This window comes from Vibrio sp. 1288 (assembly GCF_033344475.1).
Genome location: NZ_JAWPOX010000039.1, coordinates 1 through 18,747, shown reverse-complemented (window position 1 = coordinate 18,747; position 18,747 = coordinate 1). Strand labels below are relative to the sequence as shown.

17 protein-coding genes and 1 pseudogene are annotated in these 18,747 nt (G+C 44.7%); 8 read left to right on the top strand and 10 right to left on the bottom strand.

What is annotated here, in order from left to right; translation table 11 throughout:
• Positions 1-4 precede the first annotated feature (4 nt).
• Positions 5-1,330, top strand: coding sequence for a DUF1501 domain-containing protein (locus R8O11_RS21255; protein WP_033907041.1), 1,326 nt, complete (start codon positions 5-7; stop codon positions 1,328-1,330).
• Between the two features lie 86 nt (positions 1,331-1,416).
• Here the strand turns inward: R8O11_RS21255 and R8O11_RS21250 are convergent, their stop codons facing one another.
• A complete protein-coding gene (locus R8O11_RS21250; protein WP_033907040.1) occupies positions 1,417-2,511 on the bottom strand; it encodes a ketoacyl-ACP synthase III in 1,095 nt (364 codons plus the stop codon).
• 162 nt (positions 2,512-2,673) lie between these two features.
• On the opposite strand from R8O11_RS21250, the gene trxC reads away from it, so the two are divergent.
• Both trxC and R8O11_RS21240 read left to right on the top strand, forming a co-directional pair.
• Positions 2,674-3,108, top strand: coding sequence for a thioredoxin TrxC (gene trxC / locus R8O11_RS21245; protein ID WP_005376074.1), 435 nt, complete (start codon positions 2,674-2,676; stop codon positions 3,106-3,108).
• A 176-nt stretch (positions 3,109-3,284) separates the two neighbouring features.
• Positions 3,285-4,445, top strand: a complete 1,161-nt coding sequence (locus R8O11_RS21240; RefSeq protein ID WP_033907039.1) for an MFS transporter — start codon at positions 3,285-3,287, stop codon at positions 4,443-4,445.
• Between the two features lie 50 nt (positions 4,446-4,495).
• On the opposite strand, the gene R8O11_RS21235 is transcribed toward R8O11_RS21240, so the two are convergent.
• Positions 4,496-4,885, bottom strand: a complete 390-nt coding sequence (locus R8O11_RS21235; RefSeq protein WP_005387988.1) for a nitrous oxide-stimulated promoter family protein — start codon at positions 4,883-4,885, stop codon at positions 4,496-4,498.
• A gap of 14 nt (positions 4,886-4,899) precedes the next feature.
• A complete protein-coding gene (locus tag R8O11_RS21230; protein WP_033907038.1) occupies positions 4,900-5,409 on the bottom strand; it encodes a GNAT family N-acetyltransferase in 510 nt (169 codons plus the stop codon).
• A 136-nt stretch (positions 5,410-5,545) separates the two neighbouring features.
• Here R8O11_RS21230 and R8O11_RS21225 point away from each other — a divergent pair, with 136 nt between their 5' ends.
• The gene (locus tag R8O11_RS21225; RefSeq protein ID WP_005376066.1) at positions 5,546-5,737 is read left to right on the top strand and encodes a DUF2986 domain-containing protein; all 192 of its coding nucleotides are present in this window, start codon (positions 5,546-5,548) and stop codon (positions 5,735-5,737) included.
• Positions 5,738-5,786: 49 nt separating this feature from the next.
• Here the strand turns inward: R8O11_RS21225 and R8O11_RS21220 are convergent, their stop codons facing one another.
• Entirely contained in the window at positions 5,787-7,958 is a 2,172-nt protein-coding gene (locus R8O11_RS21220) for a TonB-dependent receptor (RefSeq protein ID WP_005376064.1), read from the bottom strand.
• 89 nt (positions 7,959-8,047) lie between these two features.
• Positions 8,048-8,785: a siderophore ferric iron reductase gene (locus tag R8O11_RS21215; protein WP_042520969.1), complete on the bottom strand. Its 738-nt coding sequence runs from the start codon at positions 8,783-8,785 to the stop codon at positions 8,048-8,050.
• 419 nt (positions 8,786-9,204) lie between these two features.
• Between R8O11_RS21215 and R8O11_RS21210 the strand changes: the two genes are divergently transcribed.
• Positions 9,205-10,536 carry an anaerobic C4-dicarboxylate transporter gene (locus tag R8O11_RS21210; protein ID WP_005376060.1) on the top strand — a complete coding sequence of 444 codons (1,332 nt, stop codon included), beginning with the start codon at positions 9,205-9,207 and terminating at the stop codon, positions 10,534-10,536.
• Positions 10,537-10,622: 86 nt separating this feature from the next.
• Here the strand turns inward: R8O11_RS21210 and R8O11_RS21205 are convergent, their stop codons facing one another.
• Positions 10,623-11,111, bottom strand: a complete 489-nt coding sequence (locus R8O11_RS21205; protein WP_005387978.1) for an NYN domain-containing protein — start codon at positions 11,109-11,111, stop codon at positions 10,623-10,625.
• A gap of 119 nt (positions 11,112-11,230) precedes the next feature.
• Here R8O11_RS21205 and R8O11_RS21200 point away from each other — a divergent pair, with 119 nt between their 5' ends.
• The gene (locus R8O11_RS21200) at positions 11,231-11,671 is read left to right on the top strand and encodes a DUF4174 domain-containing protein (protein ID WP_005387976.1); all 441 of its coding nucleotides are present in this window, start codon (positions 11,231-11,233) and stop codon (positions 11,669-11,671) included.
• Between the two features lie 16 nt (positions 11,672-11,687).
• Here R8O11_RS21200 and cobA read toward each other — a convergent pair whose 3' ends face one another.
• From cobA to nirB, 4 genes are all read right to left on the bottom strand, one after another.
• Complete coding sequence (cobA, locus tag R8O11_RS21195; protein WP_017634651.1) at positions 11,688-12,446, bottom strand: uroporphyrinogen-III C-methyltransferase; 759 nt, start codon at positions 12,444-12,446, stop codon at positions 11,688-11,690.
• Positions 12,447-12,652: 206 nt separating this feature from the next.
• Positions 12,653-13,501, bottom strand: coding sequence for a formate/nitrite transporter family protein (locus R8O11_RS21190; RefSeq protein ID WP_005387971.1), 849 nt, complete (start codon positions 13,499-13,501; stop codon positions 12,653-12,655).
• 211 nt (positions 13,502-13,712) lie between these two features.
• Complete coding sequence (nirD, locus tag R8O11_RS21185; RefSeq protein ID WP_054575426.1) at positions 13,713-14,036, bottom strand: nitrite reductase small subunit NirD; 324 nt, start codon at positions 14,034-14,036, stop codon at positions 13,713-13,715.
• A gap of 13 nt (positions 14,037-14,049) precedes the next feature.
• A complete protein-coding gene (gene nirB, locus R8O11_RS21180; protein WP_205391159.1) occupies positions 14,050-16,614 on the bottom strand; it encodes a nitrite reductase large subunit NirB in 2,565 nt (854 codons plus the stop codon).
• Positions 16,615-17,141: 527 nt separating this feature from the next.
• On the opposite strand from nirB, the gene rnk reads away from it, so the two are divergent.
• The gene (rnk, locus tag R8O11_RS21175) at positions 17,142-17,549 is read left to right on the top strand and encodes a nucleoside diphosphate kinase regulator (RefSeq protein ID WP_005390213.1); all 408 of its coding nucleotides are present in this window, start codon (positions 17,142-17,144) and stop codon (positions 17,547-17,549) included.
• A 238-nt stretch (positions 17,550-17,787) separates the two neighbouring features.
• Positions 17,788-18,678: pseudogene (locus R8O11_RS21170) on the top strand (GGDEF domain-containing protein); the annotation flags it as partial.
• Positions 18,679-18,747 lie beyond the last annotated feature (69 nt).

Sequence of the window (18,747 nt, the reverse complement as noted above, 5' to 3'; positions counted from 1 at the left end):
AATTATGGATATTTCACGACGACATTTTATACAAAGCACGCTATCGATGGGCGCACTAGCCTCTCTTAGTCTGCCAGGTTACTCTCTCGCAGCGCCATCTAATGACTTTCGAGCATTAATATGTGTGTATTTAGCTGGCGGAAACGATGCGTTCAACACCGTACTGCCATTATCGGAGGCGCACTATCGTCAATATTCCAAAGTCAGAGGGCCACTCTCTGTCGCCAAAGAAGACATACTCCCTATCAATTTGAGTGCTGTCGATAGCTCAAATCACCCAGTGAAGCTCGGCTTACACCCAAAGTTAAATGCGTTAACTTCCGTTTTCGAACAAGGCGATGCCAGCATCGTGCTCAATAGTGGCATTCTCAACCATCCCGTCACCAAACAAGCTATTGAGCAAGGTGAAGCATCACTTCCCGAGCAACTGTTTTCTCATAATTCTCAAACAGACGCTTGGTTACTTGGTGGAATGAGCGAGTCTAAAAATCTTGGTTGGGCTGGCAGAATGTTGGATGTATTAAACTCTGAATCAGAAATAACACCGCTATACAGTGTGCATGGCAACTCGCTTTGGTTACGGGCAATGGAACACCGCCAAACTGTCCTGAAAAAAGATCGCGCGGTTCAGCTTACCGCGATTGAGAACCCGCTATACAAGGGGATCTATGATCGCCTTCTCTCTCATCAAACTGACAATCCATTTAATGGTCATTTTAATTTGATGGTTGATGAGTCGATGGTAATGAGCAGTGTACTGAGCGAGCAACTCAACCACATTGCTGACGAGCCGCTGTTTACGTCATCGACGCTCGGCAAGCAGATGCAAACCGTGTACAAATTGATAGCAAGCCAAGATGTCCTGAAGCAGCAACGACAAGTCTTTTTCGTTAAACACTCTGGGTATGACCTACACGATTCGCAACTGGCACGTCATCCAGTGTTACTTGAGGATCTCGCGACAAACCTTTTGGCAATGTATCGTGCGGTCGAACGGTTAGGGCTAAACAAGCAAGTCACCTCTTTCACTATGTCTGACTTCGGTCGACGGATGATGAGCAACGGAAATGGTACTGATCATGGCTGGGGTGGCCATCAACTATTAATTGGAGGCGCGGTAAATGGGAAACAACCTATCGGTACATGGCCGGAACTAATACTGGGCGGAAACGATGATTACTCTCAAGGCCGACTCATACCCAAAATTGCCGCTGATCAAGTTGGTTCAACACTAGCACAGTGGATGGGCGTGAGTGATAACGCTGCACTGGAATACGTCTTCCCGAACATCCGTAATTTTACTCATTCAAACCTGGGTTTTATGGCTTAAGATATTTTTCAGGTTAGCTGTAGAACGCATCATCAAATAAGGGAGCCTCGCGCTCCCTTACCCATCTTATGTTTGCAGAGTGTCCGTTACACCTCGTCGCGACGGCGTTCGTTACACAGCTTAATGGCACGCTCAAGTAATTCTAACGCGGATTGCTCACATTCAGGCAGAACCGCATCACTTTCAGAAACTGGCGTTACGCGGTCACCCCATTTCAATACTGCCGCACCCCATGTCAAACCTGCACCAAACGCAGCAAGAAGCATATTATCACCTGGGTTAACTCGACCTTGCTCTACCGCTTCACACAATGCAATTGGCACCGTCGCAGCTGAAGTATTGCCATAGTTTTGAATGTTAACAAACGCTTTGTCGTGCGGAATTCCAGACAGGTCACACAAGGTTTGAATAATACGAATATTCGCTTGATGCGGAATCACAACATCGATTTGGTCCGTCGTTAACTGTGATGCTTTCAGTACGGTTTTCGCAGCTAGCCCCATGCCTTTTACTGCACGTTTGAAAATTTCTTGTCCTACAAAGTTGAAATCCCAGTAACCGTTGTCTTCCGCAAAGCGATCCATACAAGTACCAAACTTTGGTACGGACAGAATATCGCGGCCTTTTGCGTCACAACCGATTTGAGACTGTAGTAAACCCGTTTCTTTTTCCGTTCTTGATAACACAACGGCGCCCGCACCATCACCAAATAGAACAGCGGTATCTCGCATTGCCCAATCGATGTAGAAAGACAATCTTTCCGCACCAATAATGATCGCGTTACGATAGTTACCTGATTGAATCAAACGTGTGCCCGTTTCTAGGCCATAGACAAATCCCGTACATGCGGCATTTAAGTCAAAGGCAGCGGCTGCACGAATACCTAGGTTCTGCTGTACCTTAGACGCGATATTTGGAATCAATGAATCTGGTGAACAAGTCGCCACAATGATTAAATCCACGTCTGTTGCATCGACGCCTGCTCGAGCTAATGCATGTTTAGCAGCAACGGTCGCCATGTCTGACGTGTTTACATGACTAATACGGCGGTTTTCGATACCAGTGCGGGTACGAATCCACTCATCGGAAGTATCGAGGAAAGTGCTAAGATCATCGTTAGAGAGCACGGCTGGCGGAACACATTTCCCCCAACCTGTAATTTCAGCGTAGTAATTTGTCATCGCAGACCTATTTATTGTTGTATTTTAATAAAATTTCTTAGAACCTTAGGCTCAAATACAAACCTGCGCTGCGTTATTTCGGCAGGTTAAAAAATAAGTATACAAATAATGAGGCTGACTGGTAAGTCATGTTTTCATCAATACGTAATAAAGGAAGAAGTCATGTCATCGTTTAAAACTCGCTGCCCTTCGTGCGGCGGTCTAAATCGTGTCCCTAATGAGCGCGTTGCCGAATCTGCAACTTGCGGTAAATGTAAAAGTGCACTTTTAGACGGCTCGCCTATCGAAGGTACACAAGATAACTTTTCTGCTCTATTACAAAGTGATATGCCTGTTGTAGTAGATTTTTGGGCCCCATGGTGCAACCCGTGCGTTGGTTTTGCTCCTGTTTTCTCTGATGTTGCTCATGAGCAAGCCGGAACGGCTCGTTTTGTTAAGATTGATACCGAAGCTCAACAACAACTTGCGGCGCAATTTGGTATTCGCAGCATTCCTACCATTATGGTTTTCAAAAATGGTCAACGCGTTGATATGATCAATGGTGCGTTACCTAAAACTCAATTTGATCAATGGTTAAATCAAGCACTTACTAAATAATCTTCCACGCCAACCTTGTTTGTAGGTTGGCGTTTTTATGCAACTTATCAACCTATCTAGTTAATAAATATTATTTGTCGAAACGACTTAAATTTATCATTTTACTTGCCTAACTATTAGCCTCATATTCGCGCCGAATAACCCTTAGATTTCATTTAACTTATAGGCGCAAAACAGTGGAAAACACAGTCGTTCCTGCAGCATCACCACGAGTTACAGTTCCAGTCGTCGCACTGTCTCTTTATGCGGTGGCTTCGGGCTATTTAATGAGCTTGATCCCTCTCATGCTCGGTGAATACAACATCTCAGCAGATTACGCGAGTTGGTTGGCGAGTGTGTTTTATGGCGGCTTATTAACCGGTGCTATTTTTATTGAACGTATCGTACGTCAAGTTGGTCACCGTAACGCGTTTATTGGTTGCTTGGCCGTATTTTCGCTAACTATCGTCACACTACCCGTGTTTGCTAACGGATTGATGTGGCTTGCCGCTCGCTTTATTGCGGGTATCGCGGTTGCTGGTGTTTTTGTCATTGTTGAGTCTTGGCTAATGTCTGGAGACGAAGCATCGCGTGCGAAACGTTTGAGCTTGTACATGCTATCGCTTTATGGTGGTTCAGCATTAGGCCAGTTTGGTATTGGCGTGCTTGGCGTAAGTGGCGGCGTTCCGTTTATTGCGATCACGACGTTGATACTAATGGCGATGCTGGTGCTAATGTTCATTGAGTGTGAGCAGCCAAACAGCCATGAATCAACCGCTTTATCATTTAAGCAAATTGCCAAACTAAACCATGCAGCAATTATTGGTTGTGTTGTTTCAGGTTTGACCTTAGGTGCAATCTACGGATTAATGCCAGTTGAGTTAACTAACCGTAAAATTAGCCATCAAGACATTGGTACATTGATGGCGCTAGTGATTCTAGGTGGCATGCTAGTTCAACCAATGGTGACCGCGTTAAACAAATACATGAGCCGCACAGTGCTAATGGCGTTTTTCTGTATTTTGGGTATTTTTTCGATCGGTATGACCTTTATTTCCTCGTCAGCCGTGGTATTGGCTGCTGCATTATTCTTTTTAGGTGCAGCTACTTTTGCCTTGTACCCGATAGCAATCAACTTAGGTTGCGAAGGACTTGATGAACGCTTTATTGTCTCTGCGACACAAGTCATGCTGTTTAGCTACAGCATCGGCTCTGTTGCTGGCCCAGTTGTCGCTGATAAATTTATGGGCCAAGAACACGGCTTACTAGGCTACTTGTTTGCCGCTTTGGTTGCGACTGGCGTATACATGCTACTTGCTGCGAGCAAAACCAAGCAGCGTATGGCCGCTGGCCTCTAATCACGCCGCTTCTACTCAACGAAAACGAGGGCATGTCGCCCTCGTTTTTTTTATTCTTCGCATTTTTGTTTAGATAAACGCTTGTGACGGTTTGACGCGTTCGCTGCAGGCTTTTCCGGTACCATGCGCTTTTCATGAAGCAAATGACGAACCGCCAAGATGGGATGTTTCAGTAACATTCTGGGGCCAGAGTAACGCATGACCAAACGCATTTGTTCTTTCGGCTCTGGTTTGTAGCAGTGAATCGGACATTTATTACACGTCGGTTTATTCTCTCCATAAGGACAGCGGTCGAGGCGCACTTCTGCGTATTCAAGCAGCTCACGACATTCTGAGCATAAGTCACGTTTTGTTCCATGATGGTCATGACAGTAAACCTCTACCATGGCTTTTACTGTCTTAAATTCAGTGGCGAGTTTGCCAAGTAAAATATCGCTCATGCACTATCCAAAAATCACAACATCATTGTGTAAAGTTCTAACGTGCGGCCATTATCATATTGCTGCTCAACTCGTTCAAACTCAAAGCCCAGTTTTTTGAGCAAACTTATACTACGAATATTGTCATTGTTGGTGATGGCAACCAAATTATCGAGTTTCATTTCCTCTCTAGCGTATTCCAGCACTGCGGTTGCAGACTCCGTTCCGTAGCCGAAGCCATAAGCGGAAGGTAAAAATCCATATCCGAGATCATAGTGTTGTAATGTGTCACGTTTAACCAACCCACAAATCCCGATGGGTTGCCCATCTTCTTTCTTCTCTACAACGAGTAAACTCACGCCTCTAATTTTTTGCATGCGTAGCATGTTTTCTTTTATGTAACTCGCCGCTTCATATTCGGTACGAATTTGTTTATCTCCGACAAAACGGTAGAAGTCTGGGTGGTTATAAAGTTCTAGTATAAATGGTGCATCATCTACACTCACAAGACGCAGTATCAAACGTTCGGTGTACAGTGTTTTCATTTGGGCTCCATTAAAACGCGATAGATGATTGGACATAGGAACGTACTTGAATTTTGCGACCGATACCGGCGCTTATTTAGTTGTAACTTGATAAAAAAGTAACTATCCTGCCTCGCTAAATTAAAGGACCACCACCATGAACCGCAAGAAGAAAATCAATCAGATCTTGAAAGCGAAGCAGAAGAAGCATAACGCTAAGCTACATAAGAGCAATAAGCCGCGTTATATCTCCAAAGCTGAACGCGCGAAAATGGAAGCTGAAGAACAAAACCAAGCTTCAGAACACACGGAAAACGTTGTAGACACAGCGCAGACAGATCAAGCCTAAAAGAAAAGCCGCTTCAAGCGGCTTTTTTGATATTCGGAGATAGTTAGCTTTAGTATTCGACACTGTAGTTCAGTGTGAATGTGCGACCTCTTCCTTTGTAGTCGTACGCTGCTGCATCGTAGTGTGCTGCATAAAGAATCTGCGCACGTTGTCCCCAAGCGGTTGTGTAGTCTTCGTCAAATAGGTTTTGAATACCAAAACCTAACTGCCCGATAGGTAGTGTTACGTTACCAAGAAGATCAAACGTAGTGTATCCATCTAGTTTATTGTTTGCGTCATCTTCGTAATCAAACATCGTCTGGCTTTGTAAACGTACTGAATAGCCATCCTGATAGTAAGCCGCCCACGCGTTCGCTTTTGATGTACTTGCTTTACCCGCGCTTAGATCTTCCCACTTACCGTTGGTTTTCAGCTCAGAAACCACATAGTGACCTGATGCACCTAACAAAATATCACGGTTTACCCAGTAGTTAATGTTTGCTTCGGCACCGTATACACGTTGCTCGTCATCAACATTGGTGATTAGGAGCGTCTTCTTGTCATACTTGATTGAGTTATCCGACACCGAGTAGTAACCCGCCGCTTGCAGTGCGACAGTATCGGTATCTAATCGGTAACCAATTTCATAGCTGTCCGTTTTGATGCCCGACATTTTTGAGTCAGATACGTTAATGCTATTGTTCAACGCGTAGTGACCATTTGCATCCGCGGCATCGTAGCTACCTTGGCCGTAGTACTTTGCAGGATCAGCGAGTTCGAAACCTTGAGAGAAGTTCGCCCAAAGCTGAGATTCATCGTTAAGCTGATAAATGGTGCCCAAATTAAATAAGCTCACTGAGTAGTCAGTGCTGCCACCTGGTACCGCATCCGCTGATACACCATTACCCGATGCGATCTTCTTTTGTATACTATAGGCAACAAAATCATCAATCTTATTGTCCATGTATTGGTAGCGGTAGCCTGCTTGTACTGACCAATCTTGATTGATTTGGTAATCCCCTTGGACAAACATTGCGTAAGACGCCACATCAACATCTGGGTAACGCCCCACTTCGGCATAGGTTCGATTAATTAAGTTCCCAGAGCTGTTCGCAATGGTTGGATCGAACAGAGCCTGGTTACTTTCAAAACGGTCTAAGTACGCATCGACACCATAAACAAGTTTGAATGACTCCCAGCTTTTAGCTAACGCTAAGCGCCCAGCAAAAACTTCTGTTTTTTGTTGAGAGGCACTTTGGTAATAAGGAGTAAAGGTTTGGTCTTCACTACGGTAAGATAACTCGCCTATCAGTTGATGACCGAATACGCTGTCGTGAGCGTAGTTCGCACTTAAGAGAACTCGCTCTGTACCATGTTCACGGTCGGAATCGAACCCCTCTCGTACATCAACAAATTTATTGTTAACAATGTACAAACCGTATGGCGAATCTTGCTGGCTGTCATAGTATTGTGCGACAAGGTTTAACTTGCTGGCATCGGAGATTTGAATCTCGGTCGATCCCATAACATCGAGCGTTGAATTATACTGCAAGGAGCCCTGTGAAATGTCTGGGGTGACAATGTCGCCATTTGCGTCAAATGCACCTTGTGTCTCGGTGTACACAACCGAACCTCTAGCGGTAATTCGCTCATTACCACCCGAGATAGACTGAGCGAGTTTGTAATCAAAGTCATCGCTGCTATTAAAGCCTGTAGTGCCACTCACGTAGGATTCAAACGACAAGTCATCCGAGTACGCTTTCTTGGTGATAATGTTAATAACACCACCAGTAGCGCCTGCACCATAAATGGAGGTTGCACCAGATAGTACTTCAATTCGCTCGATGTTGAATGGGTCTATTGCGTCTAACTGACGACTAATCGGGCGAGAAGACTGTAAAGAGACACCATCAATCATTACCAACATTGCTCTACCGCGAAGGTTCTGACCATAATTAGTTCGACCACCGGTGCCGACGTCTAAAGAAGGGATGGTTGCAGAAAGAATATCACCCAGTGTCTTGCCCGCACGATATTGCTGAGCAATCTCTTCTTGGCCAACAAACCAAACCGTTCCTGGAATATCGGAGATCGATTTCGGCATCACACTGCCTACAACAACCAATTGCTCATCGCTCGGAGTCGATGTTTGTTGAAGATCTTCTGCTGCTATTGAGCTAACTGCGTATCCACTGCTCATCGCAAGTACGATGAGATTGAAAGAAAACGTCCTTTTCATCATTGTATTTATCTTTTTGTTGTCAACAAGAGCATGCAATGATACTTATTCTCACTCTCAAATCGAGCACTGTTACACAAGTTAAATAAATGTTAATTAAGAACCTTCTTGCTCATAAGCTGTCGATTTTCCTCTAAACGAGGACAATCTGCACAAAGCTTTCTGCCTTCACACTTATAGACTAAACAACAACTTTTTCTTACTAACTTTAGCGGCTGATCAGATTCCGTCTCATGAAGTGAGCGGCTATTATCAACATCCAAACCCATTGCGCTTAGCCACAAGACCGCATGCTCCTGAAGTGTCGAGTTAGTCATTTGCGGAAAGCGCTGTTGGAGACGAATTAAACAAGCCATGATTCCGTCCGACATCAATTGATGGGTGAAGCCAGGACGAATGCGTGTCCATTGACTCATCTCTTGTTGATAGAAGTCGAACAGTTCTCGGATTTGACGCCCCGCCTCTTTTATCAACGCTTCTGGCTCGCCATGTATATGCGCTTCGTCGGCGAATCGGTACCCAGAAACAAAACAAGGTTTGAGGTGCTGCGCTATCTCGCGAATGTTTGGCAACGTGTGGTAACCGTAAATGGAGATGAATGCGACATAAACTGGCTGCCAACAAAGTAAATCCCACGTTCTTGTCAACCAATATGCTTTTCCCGCTTCCGGATGAGCCTCCGAGATTTGCTGGTAAAGGCCTTGGATGATCGGGTTGATATCATTCTCGATATGGATAGCTTCTTGCCCTATCTCGCCGATATCACCGTGTAGATAAGGTGTAATCTCACTCGAAGTTTGAAACAGTTGCGGGAAAAATTGCTCAGACATGATGGCTTATTGTTGGTGTAGTCATTCTGACACCTTTATACCCAAGCACCAATCGCAATGCAAACTATTATCCTTTGCGTTTTCATAACAAAGAAGCACTCTTAGGGTTAGTTATGACTGTATTTCCGCGTTCTGTGAAACTGTAAGGTCTGGTTACGTATGCGATGAATAGCAACAAACTCTTAAACCTCTTCGCATTTAACGCTCACATGATCGCAAAAATACACAGCATAAAAACACCCTGATAAAACTGTGTTAACAGTTCCCCTGTGTAGCGTGAGTTATTGCCAATAATTGAATATTGCTGTTTCTTATCCAGCGGATTGTGAACAACATGAAGTATTTTCTTTCTGAATATCGAGACAATACAAAGAGGTAATTTGGCTATGTAGCCCTCTGTTTTGAATAAGGAAATCCACATGTTGTATCTTGAGTTTCTATTTTTGCTCGTGATGCTGTATATCGGCTCACGTTATGGTGGTATAGGCCTTGGGGTCGTATCCGGAATTGGCTTGGTGATTGAAGTCTTCATCTTTAAGATGCCGCCAACCTCTCCTCCTGTCACCGTCATGTTGATCATTTTAGCGGTGGTAACATGTGCTTCCATTCTTGAAGCCGCTGGCGGTTTGAAATACATGCTGCAAGTTGCCGAGCGTGTGCTTCGTAAGAACCCAAAACGCGTCACCCTTATTGCTCCGTTCGTGACTTACTTTATGACCTTCCTACTTGGTACAGGTCACGCGGTTTACTCTATCATGCCAATCATTGGCGACGTTGCACTTAAAAACGGCATTCGTCCTGAGCGTCCTATGGCTGCCGCTTCTGTCGCCTCTCAAATCGCAATCACGGCATCACCAATTTCAGCGGCCGTAGTTTACTACTTGGCGCAACTCTCTGATATTCAACACGAGATCACTCTGCTCTCAATTCTGCTCGTTACTGTACCTGCAACCTTATTCGGTACGTTGTTGATGTCACTTTACAGCCTAAAGCGTGGTAAAGAACTAGACGACGATGAAGAATACCAAGAGCGTTTGAAAGATCCTGTGTGGAGAGAAAAAATCCTCAACACAACTGCAACGTCTCTTGATGAAGTACTACCAACAAGTGCTCGTAACTCTGTATTGCTGTTCATTGCTTCTATCTTGGTTATCGTCGTTATCGCAATGTGGCCAGACATTCGTACCATCGTAGATGGCTCGAAGCCAATCAGCATGGCAGTTGTGATTCAAATGATGATGCTCTGCTTCGGCGGTATCATTTTGCTTGCGACCAAAACTGACCCGCGCGACGTACCAAATGGGGTGGTATTTAAATCTGGTATGGTGGCGGCGATTGCTATCTTCGGTATTGCATGGATGTCAGATACCTACTTCCAGTACGCTATGCCTCAATTTAAATCTGGCATCGTAGAGATGGTAACCAACTATCCTTGGACATTCGCGCTTGCGTTATTCATTGTGTCGGTTGTGGTGAACTCTCAAGCTGCAACGGCTCGCATGATGTTGCCTGTTGGTCTCGGCTTAGGTTTGGAACCTGCGCTGCTTATCGGCTTGATGCCAGCGGTATACGGCTACTTCTTTATTCCAAACTACCCTTCAGATATCGCGACTGTGAACTTCGATACCTCGGGCACAACTAAGATTGGTAAGTGGTACTTCAACCACTCATTCATGTCTGTGGGCTTAATCGGCGTGATTGGTGCGTGTTGCTTGGGTTACTTGCTAGGGCAAATGATCATTCCTTCGTAACTAGCCAAATCAAGGATAAATTAGAGGCGAGTCATTGTACGTTTCGTACAGCCTGAGTGACTCGCCTTTCTTTATTGCACTATTCACTACAGCAAGAAATCGTCATCAATCGCGACAAAATTGTCGGCACAATCAATCAGAGTTTGAGATGTAAGTTTAGGTACACCATAAACGGTCACCGTTTTATTGAAGCGCTGCTGAATTCTCTCTACTAGCAGACTAAAGTCTCCATCTCCCGAAACTAGAATCACTTCCTCAACTTCGGGAGCAATTTCAATTGCATCGAGAGTAATACCCACATCCCAATCGCCTTTCGAGCTGCCATCACGACGCTGGATGTAGGGTTTAAGCATCACCTCAAATCCAACACCGCGTAAAATGTGATGAAACTGACGTTGTTTTGGATCGTTACTCGCGATGGCATAAGCACGAGCACTCACCACCTCTTTCCCTTGTGTGGCGACATACCAAAACTGGTTGTAATCGAAATTGCTTCGATACGCTTCGCGACAGGTGTAATACACATTCTGTACATCAACCAAAATGGCGATTTTTTGTTTGCTTTCCGAACTCATCTATTTCTACGCTCAATTTATTTGCTGCCTACCCTATGCCAGTTTTGGAAAAAGCACAATGAGCCAATTCCACTAAACTTAACGTATAAAAAGTTATTTGGGTTTCTAGGGGAACTGTCATGGGCGGAAAGTTACTAGTGATACTGCTTTCTTGTATCTTGTCATCGACAGCATTTGGTTATCCAGCGCACTCCAAATACTGGCCACATAGAAGCGTGCTCTACTTTGCGCCAGAAAATGATGAATACGTCAAACAATTCTTGCTAGAAACACTTATGAATGAGTGTGAGTTGGAAGACAGAGATGTCGTCACGCTGGTCATTACAGAACAAGGTTATACTTTTCCTGCTTGGCTTAAAGAAGAGTTCGACCTAAAAATGCTAGCTCGTCTTTATGAGGTCGAAAAAGGTTCTCATACCGCTATTTTGCTTGGTAAAGATGGTCTAGAAAAGCACCGCTGGGGCGCAGAAACAGACTGGTCGTTTATCAACAACCTCATTGATCAAATGCCGATGCGTAAGCAAGAAATGCAGAGGCAACAAAGCCCCTGTAAAATATAGTCAGTTCTGGGCAGTATTACTTTGCGAACCAATCCAACTTGTTGTGAAGTTGAGTCACGCTGCCAACCACAATCAATGCTGGGCTCACGGCTTGCTCTGCCATGATCGATAGCTCGTTCAACTTTCCTTGGAACACACGCTGCTCTGGGCGCGTACCGTTTTCAATAATGGCGCATGACATCTCAGGATCTAAGCCGTGAGTGATCAGCTTATCCATAATGTGGCCGCTTTGCTTCAAACCCATGTAGAACACAAGCGTGTTGTTGGATTGCGCCAGTGAATGCCACTCAATCTCACGACCATCTTTTTGTACGTGACCAGTGATGAATTGAACGCTTTGCGCATGGTCGCGGTGTGTTAATGGAATACCAGCATAAGCCGTTGCACCCGCTGCTGCTGTGATACCCGGAACCACTTCGTATTTGATACCAAATTCCGCTAGTTCTTCTAACTCTTCACCGCCACGGCCAAAGATAAATGAGTCACCGCCCTTCAGACGCACAACACGCTTACCTTCTTGTGCTTTCTGCACCAAGATTTGGTTGATTTGATCTTGAGGCACACAGTGAAAGTCTAATTTTTTACCTACGTAGATCATCTCTGCTGATGCATGAGCCAATTCTAGAATGTCTTTCGACACCAAACGGTCGTATACAACAACTTCAGCCGCTTGAATGGCTTTTAAGCCTTTTACTGTGAGCAAATCAGGATCACCTGGACCTGCACCAACAAGAGAAACAAAGCCGCTGTTTAAAGATGAGTGAGCAGTAGTCATATCAACGCCTATCGAAAAATTTAGATATAAAGAGTAACACTCGCGTTATGCACTTAGGGCTAAAACCACTCTAAGGAGTTATTACTTTTTATAGCTAAATCAATAAAATATGTCGCGAAAGTGAAAGTTAAAAATTGAAATCTAGTTAGAGAATAGTCCCGCCCATCCAGAAGCAGGACCATATTAAGCGAATTACCCGTTAATGGTTATTTAGCCATTGCAGGTTGCGCTTTTACTTCTTCTTCAGCATTGATAGAAGGCGCAGTTTTAGCGTGAGTTAGGTACAGTGGAATACAAGTCATTACTAGACCACCAACAATGTTACCTAGGATGGTTGGGATAAGGTTGAAGTTCAACCAAGTCGCGATACCAAAATCCGCACCTAGAATCATACCTAGTGGGAATAGGAACATGTTTACTACTGTGTGCTCGAATACTAGAGCGAAGAAGATGAAGATTGGGAACCACATCATTGCTACGCGACCAGATACTGAACGTGCTGTCATGTTGCCGATAACGCCTAGACATACCATTAGGTTACAGAAGATGCCGCGTACGAAACACGTGATCCATCCGTCCATACCCATGTTTTCAAAACCAAGGCTACGCGCGGTAGAAACAGCCACAAATTTCTTCGCTACTGCGTTCAGTTCTAGAGAGAAGTTACCTGTTAGAGAGATAGCCACTAGGTAAGCAACGATCAGAGAACCGATAAGGTTACCCAAGCCTACAAGACCCCAACAACGGAAGATACGACCCCAAGTGATGCCCGGACGGTTAGCAAACTTAGCCAGAGGCGCTAGACCAAAAACACCGGTTACTAGGTCATACCCCATCACACTTAGAATTACGAAACCAACGGGGAAAACAAGTGCTCCTACAAGACCGATACCCGTTTGTACAATCGCGGTAATAGCAACCACCACCGCAAGCGAAAGAATAACGCCAGCCATCGTACCGCGAAGCAGAAGGTCTCGCGTGCTTGTATTAGTTTTCGCTTCACCAACATTGATCATGGTTTGCACGAATTCTGCAGGCTTAAAATCAGTAGACATGAATGTGTCCTTATCCAAAATTGAAAGTTAAAAAGTTAAAAAGTTAAAAAGTTAAAGATTGAATAGAGAAAGGCTTCCCGTTGACACCTGAACGCTGTCTACAACACCTCGCTTCCCTGTTCCCCTGAGATGATGCTTGGAAAGCCTTTGTCTATTGAATCTAGGTTTCAGTTCATTCCCTCCCCCTAAGAGGAGGGAATGAAAACCAAGCTTACGCAGAGATTTCTACTTCGCCGTTGGTTACGCGGGTTTTGTACGCTTTCACGCTAAAACGCTCGTCTTCCATGCACGCACCTGTTGTCAGGTTAAAGCGCTGCTTCTTAAGTGGGCTTGCCACCCAAAGCTCGCCTTGGTGCTCACAGATCAAACCGCGAGAAAGCACGTTTGATTGGAAGAACGGGTCTGTGTTGCTGATCGCCAGCACTTCTTCTGCTTGTGTTGGGCGAAATACCGCAACTTGCTGACCATTAACCAAAGCACAAACACCCGTGCCCGGTACGATGTCGCTGATTTGGCAAATCTTTTCAAATGACATAATCAAACTTCCCTTATGCTTCAGTGATCGCTACGTGTAGGATGTCGCCTTTCGCTTCAGGGTGTTTTTCCGTGAAGGTTGCTGGGCGGTGCTGTTCGCGCTCTTGTACAAACACGACGTTTTCATCGCGCTTGTCAGAGTTGATGAAGTGCGCGAAACGAGTCAGTTGTGATTCGTCGTTGATGGTCGCAGTCCACTCACACTCGTACTCGTCTACAAGCTTCGCTACGTCAGCTTCTAGTTGAGTGTTGATGCCAAGTTTGTCGTTAACAATCACTTCGCGTAGGTAGTCAACGCCACCTTCCATGTTTTCCATCCAAACTGATGTGCGTTGTAGTGGCGCAGCAGTACGGATGTAGAACATCATGAAGCGGTCGATGTACTTGATTAGCGTTTCTTTATCTAGGTCACTTGCAAGTAGGTCTGCGTGACGAGGTTTCATACCACCGTTACCACATACGTACATGTTCCAACCTGCGTCAGTCGCGATAATACCAAGGTCTTTACCTTGTGCTTCCGCACACTCACGAGTACAGCCAGAAACACCGAACTTCATCTTATGAGGTGTACGAATGCCTTTGTAACGGTTCTCGATGTAAGAACCCAGACCAACAGAGTCTTGAACGCCGTAACGACACCACGTTGAGCCAACACAGGTCTTCGCCATACGAAGTGCTTTTGCGTACGCTTGACCTGTTTCGAAACCAGCGTCGATAAGCTTGCGCCAGATCTCTGGAAGATCGTCTTTTTGAGCACCAAACAGACCAATACGTTGAGCACCGGTTACTTTGGTGTATAGGTTGTATTCTGCTGCAACGTTCGCTAACGCACCCAGTGCTTGAGGTGTTACTTCACCACCCGCCATACGTGGGATAACAGAGTAAGTACCGTCTTTTTGGATGTTACCTAGGAAGTTATCGTTCGTGTCGTGCAGCTTAACCAGTTGTGGCTTAAGAATGTGCTCACCCCAGCAAGAAGCCAAGATAGAACCAGCCAGTGGTTTACAAACTTCACAGCCGTAACCTTTACCGTATTTCTCTAGAAGCTCATCAAACGTTTTGATCTCTTCAATACGGATTAGGTGGAACAGCTCTTGGCGTGAGTATGCAAAGTGCTCACACACGTCGTTCTTCACTTCGATACCAGATTTAGCAAGCTCAGCATTTAGAACAGAGGTCACTAGAGGAATACAACCACCACAGCCTGTACCTGCGCCAGTCACTGCTTTGATGTCGCCCAATGTGTGGTGACCATCAGCAACCGCTTGTGCGATCTTGCCTTTGGTTACGTCGAAACAAGAACAGATTACTGCGCTTTCTGGTAGAGCGTCTGCACCGAGTGCTGGTTTCTCAGCGCCTGCGTGTGCAGGAAGGATCAACGCATCCGGGTGTTCTGGTAGGTCGATTTCGTTCAACATAAGTTGAAGCAGGTCACCGTAGTCAGAGGTGTCGCCAACCATAACCGCGCCAAGCAGTTTCTTGTTGTCTTTAGAAACGATAAGACGTTTGTAAACTTCTTGTTCTTCGTTCTGGTAAACGTAACTCTTACAGCCTTCAGTACGACCGTTCGCGTCACCGATTGAACCTACTTTTACACCTAGAAGTTTCAGCTTCGCAGACATGTCAGCGCCTTCGAATTTGCTTTCTGTGTTACCTAGTAGGTGGTCAACAGCAACGGTCGCCATCTTGTAGCCAGGAGCAACAAGGCCGTAGAACATTTCGTTCCAAGACGCACACTCACCAATCGCGTAGATGTTCTCATCAGAAGTCTGACAATGGTCGTTGATAGCAACACCGCCACGAGGTGCCACTTCTAGCTCCATTTGGCGTGCTAGTTTGTCTTGTGGACGAATACCTGCAGAGAATACGATGAAGTCTGTTTCTAGTTCTGAACCGTCAGCAAAACGCATAACGTTGCGTGCGTTTGTGCCTTCTGGCGCAATCTCAAGCGTATTTTTGCTGGTGTGAACGTTCACGCCCATACGCTCGATCTTGTGACGAAGTTGGTTACCACCAGCCAGGTCAAGTTGCTCAGCCATTAGTTTTGGCGCGAACTCAACAACGTGCGTTTCTACACCCAGTGCTTTCAGTGCGCCTGCTGCTTCAAGGCCTAGCAGACCACCACCGACAACAACGCCTGATTTGCTCTTCTTCGCACACGCTTCGATCGCTTTAAGATCTTCGATAGTACGGTAAACAAAACAGTCTTTGCTTTCGTGACCTTTAATAGGTGGAACAAATGGGAATGAGCCAGTAGCAAGAATCAGCTTGTCGTATTGAACTTCACGGCCAGTGCTTGAGTAAACAATGCGGTTTTCACGGTTGATGTTAATCGCGCGTTCGCCGATCAGCATGTTAATACCGTGTTTCTCGCAGAAGCCTTCTTTTACTAAAGAAAGTTCATCTGCAGTATGGTGAGAAAAGTAAGAGGAAAGATGCACACGGTCGTATGCGACACGAGGTTCTTCACAGAAAACCGTAATGTCTATATTAGACATATCAGCTTTCTCGACTAAGTCTTCAATATAACGGTGCCCTACCATACCGTTACCGATGACTACTAGCTTCAACTTGCTCATTATAATTCCTAAGGGTTAGGTTCTTATCACTGAGCTCATTGTTAATTGTGAAAGAAAATTAATACATGATGTAAATCAATTACAATTTCAAACTACCCTAAAGGGGTAGATGAACGGATTTATCTGACTATTGCGAAATAAAAAGTAATTTATTAACGGATATTGGTAGTTTTAACAAACTGAGATAACCGAAGCCATGCTAGCAACGGACTATACCGTTTTGCTTTTATGAAGTTAGGCTGACCATCGAAACCGAGCACACCTACGATAAATCCTGCTTTGCTTCTAAACGACGCACTCACTTGACTTCACCGTTTCAAGGTGAACAGAGAACAATATCTGAAGTGATTGAAAGATTTAGAAAAATCAAGCTTCACAACAAAAATTTTTTACTAGCTAAGTCGCACTATAAAGACTAAAATCAGGTTTAGTTCATATGGAATAGCGTCCATATGATTGATACCGTAATTGACATATAGAGTGCCGTCCCATTTTTGTGAGGCGGCCTTTTATTTGGGAGTCATAAAATGTCAGAAAACAATTCTATCTACATCTCAAGCTTAGATATGAACCGAATCACGGCCTTGTTGGATAAAATGCCAAACATCGCAGCGGAGCTTGTGGAATTAGAAGCAGAGCTCGACCGAGCAACAGTTCTTGAGCCAGAACAAATGCCAGATAACGTGGTCACGATGAACTCGACTGTAGAGTTTAAATTTTCAGGTGAAGATAGAACCATGACAAAGACACTGGTTTACCCTTCTGAACTGAAAAGCAGTGATGATATCTCTATTTTTGCGCCCGTAGGCAGCGCACTGATCGGTTTGTCTGTCGGCCAAAAACTTGACTGGCCAATGCCAAATAATCAAGTGAAGACAATTGAAATTGTCGATATCACATACCAACCTGAGCGTTGTGGTGCACTAAACCGCTAACCCTCAGTAGTCCCGGTGCAAAGGCCTCCATTTAAGACTTTGCACCAGGAGAGCCCCTCGCTTACCCCCTATTTCCTTCTTTGTTTTCCAAGCATTTACTTTGCTGCTCTTAAGTAACATCACCGATTCTTTATTATTTACCGCATATTCAATACTTATATCTCCAAGCTCAATCATAGAAATTGCAAAGTATTTTTCGTATATTGTCGCTCCGAAAACGACGTAAATTATGCGCAAAATGGAAGAATATCTAACTCGAATTGCCTGCTTAGAAAAAGAAAATGAAGAGCTGAAGCGGAAGAATGCGCGACTACAAGAAAAGTTGAATGCTGCACTCGACAGTAATGGACTGTGTTTGTGGGAGCAGCATATTCCTTCAGGTACTTTGACGATATTCAATATGCAGTGGGGCAAAATGCTAGGTTATCAGCCCCATGAGTTAACCGCGACGGTTGAAACGTGGAAAAACAATCTCCACCCTGAAGATTATGATCTTGCGGTGGGTGCATTTGAAGATCACCTAGCTGGCAAAACCGACCTTTATGAGGTAGTGCATCGCATGATTCATAAAGACGGCAGTGATAGTTGGGTCTACGATCGAGGGCGCATCGTCGAGTATGGTTCTGATGGCGAACCACTGCGCATGATGGGCACTCATATCGATATTACAAAAGAAAAGCGATATGAGCAGCAACTGGCTAAGTTAGCTTCGAGTGATCCATTGACCGGACTGTTAAATAGAAAAGCAATTGAGGAAAACTTTAATCATCAACCTCAAACCAAGCCGTCTCAGCAGTCTGCCTTAGTGTTTGTTGATATAGATAATTTTAAAGCAGTTAACGACCAGCTAGGTCATCATACTGGTGATACTCTCCTCATTAATATAGCCAATAGCTTAACAGAGCTTGCGTCAAGCAAGTCTCAAGTTGGACGCATAGGAGGCGATGAATTTGTTATCTTAAACTGGCATTCAAGTCGAGAGGAAATATCCCAACTTTGCAATCAACTCTTAGACTCAATCATTCCAGCGATAAATCAAGACTTACATAAAGTAACTATAGGAATGAGTATCGGTGTTTGTCTCTTTAACAAAGGAAAGCAACCGTTTAATGAAGTGTATCAAAAGGCTATGTTCCCTTTAATTGTTGCTGAAGACTTAACATCCTGTTTTCATTAAGTTCTTCAGTAACTTCCATGT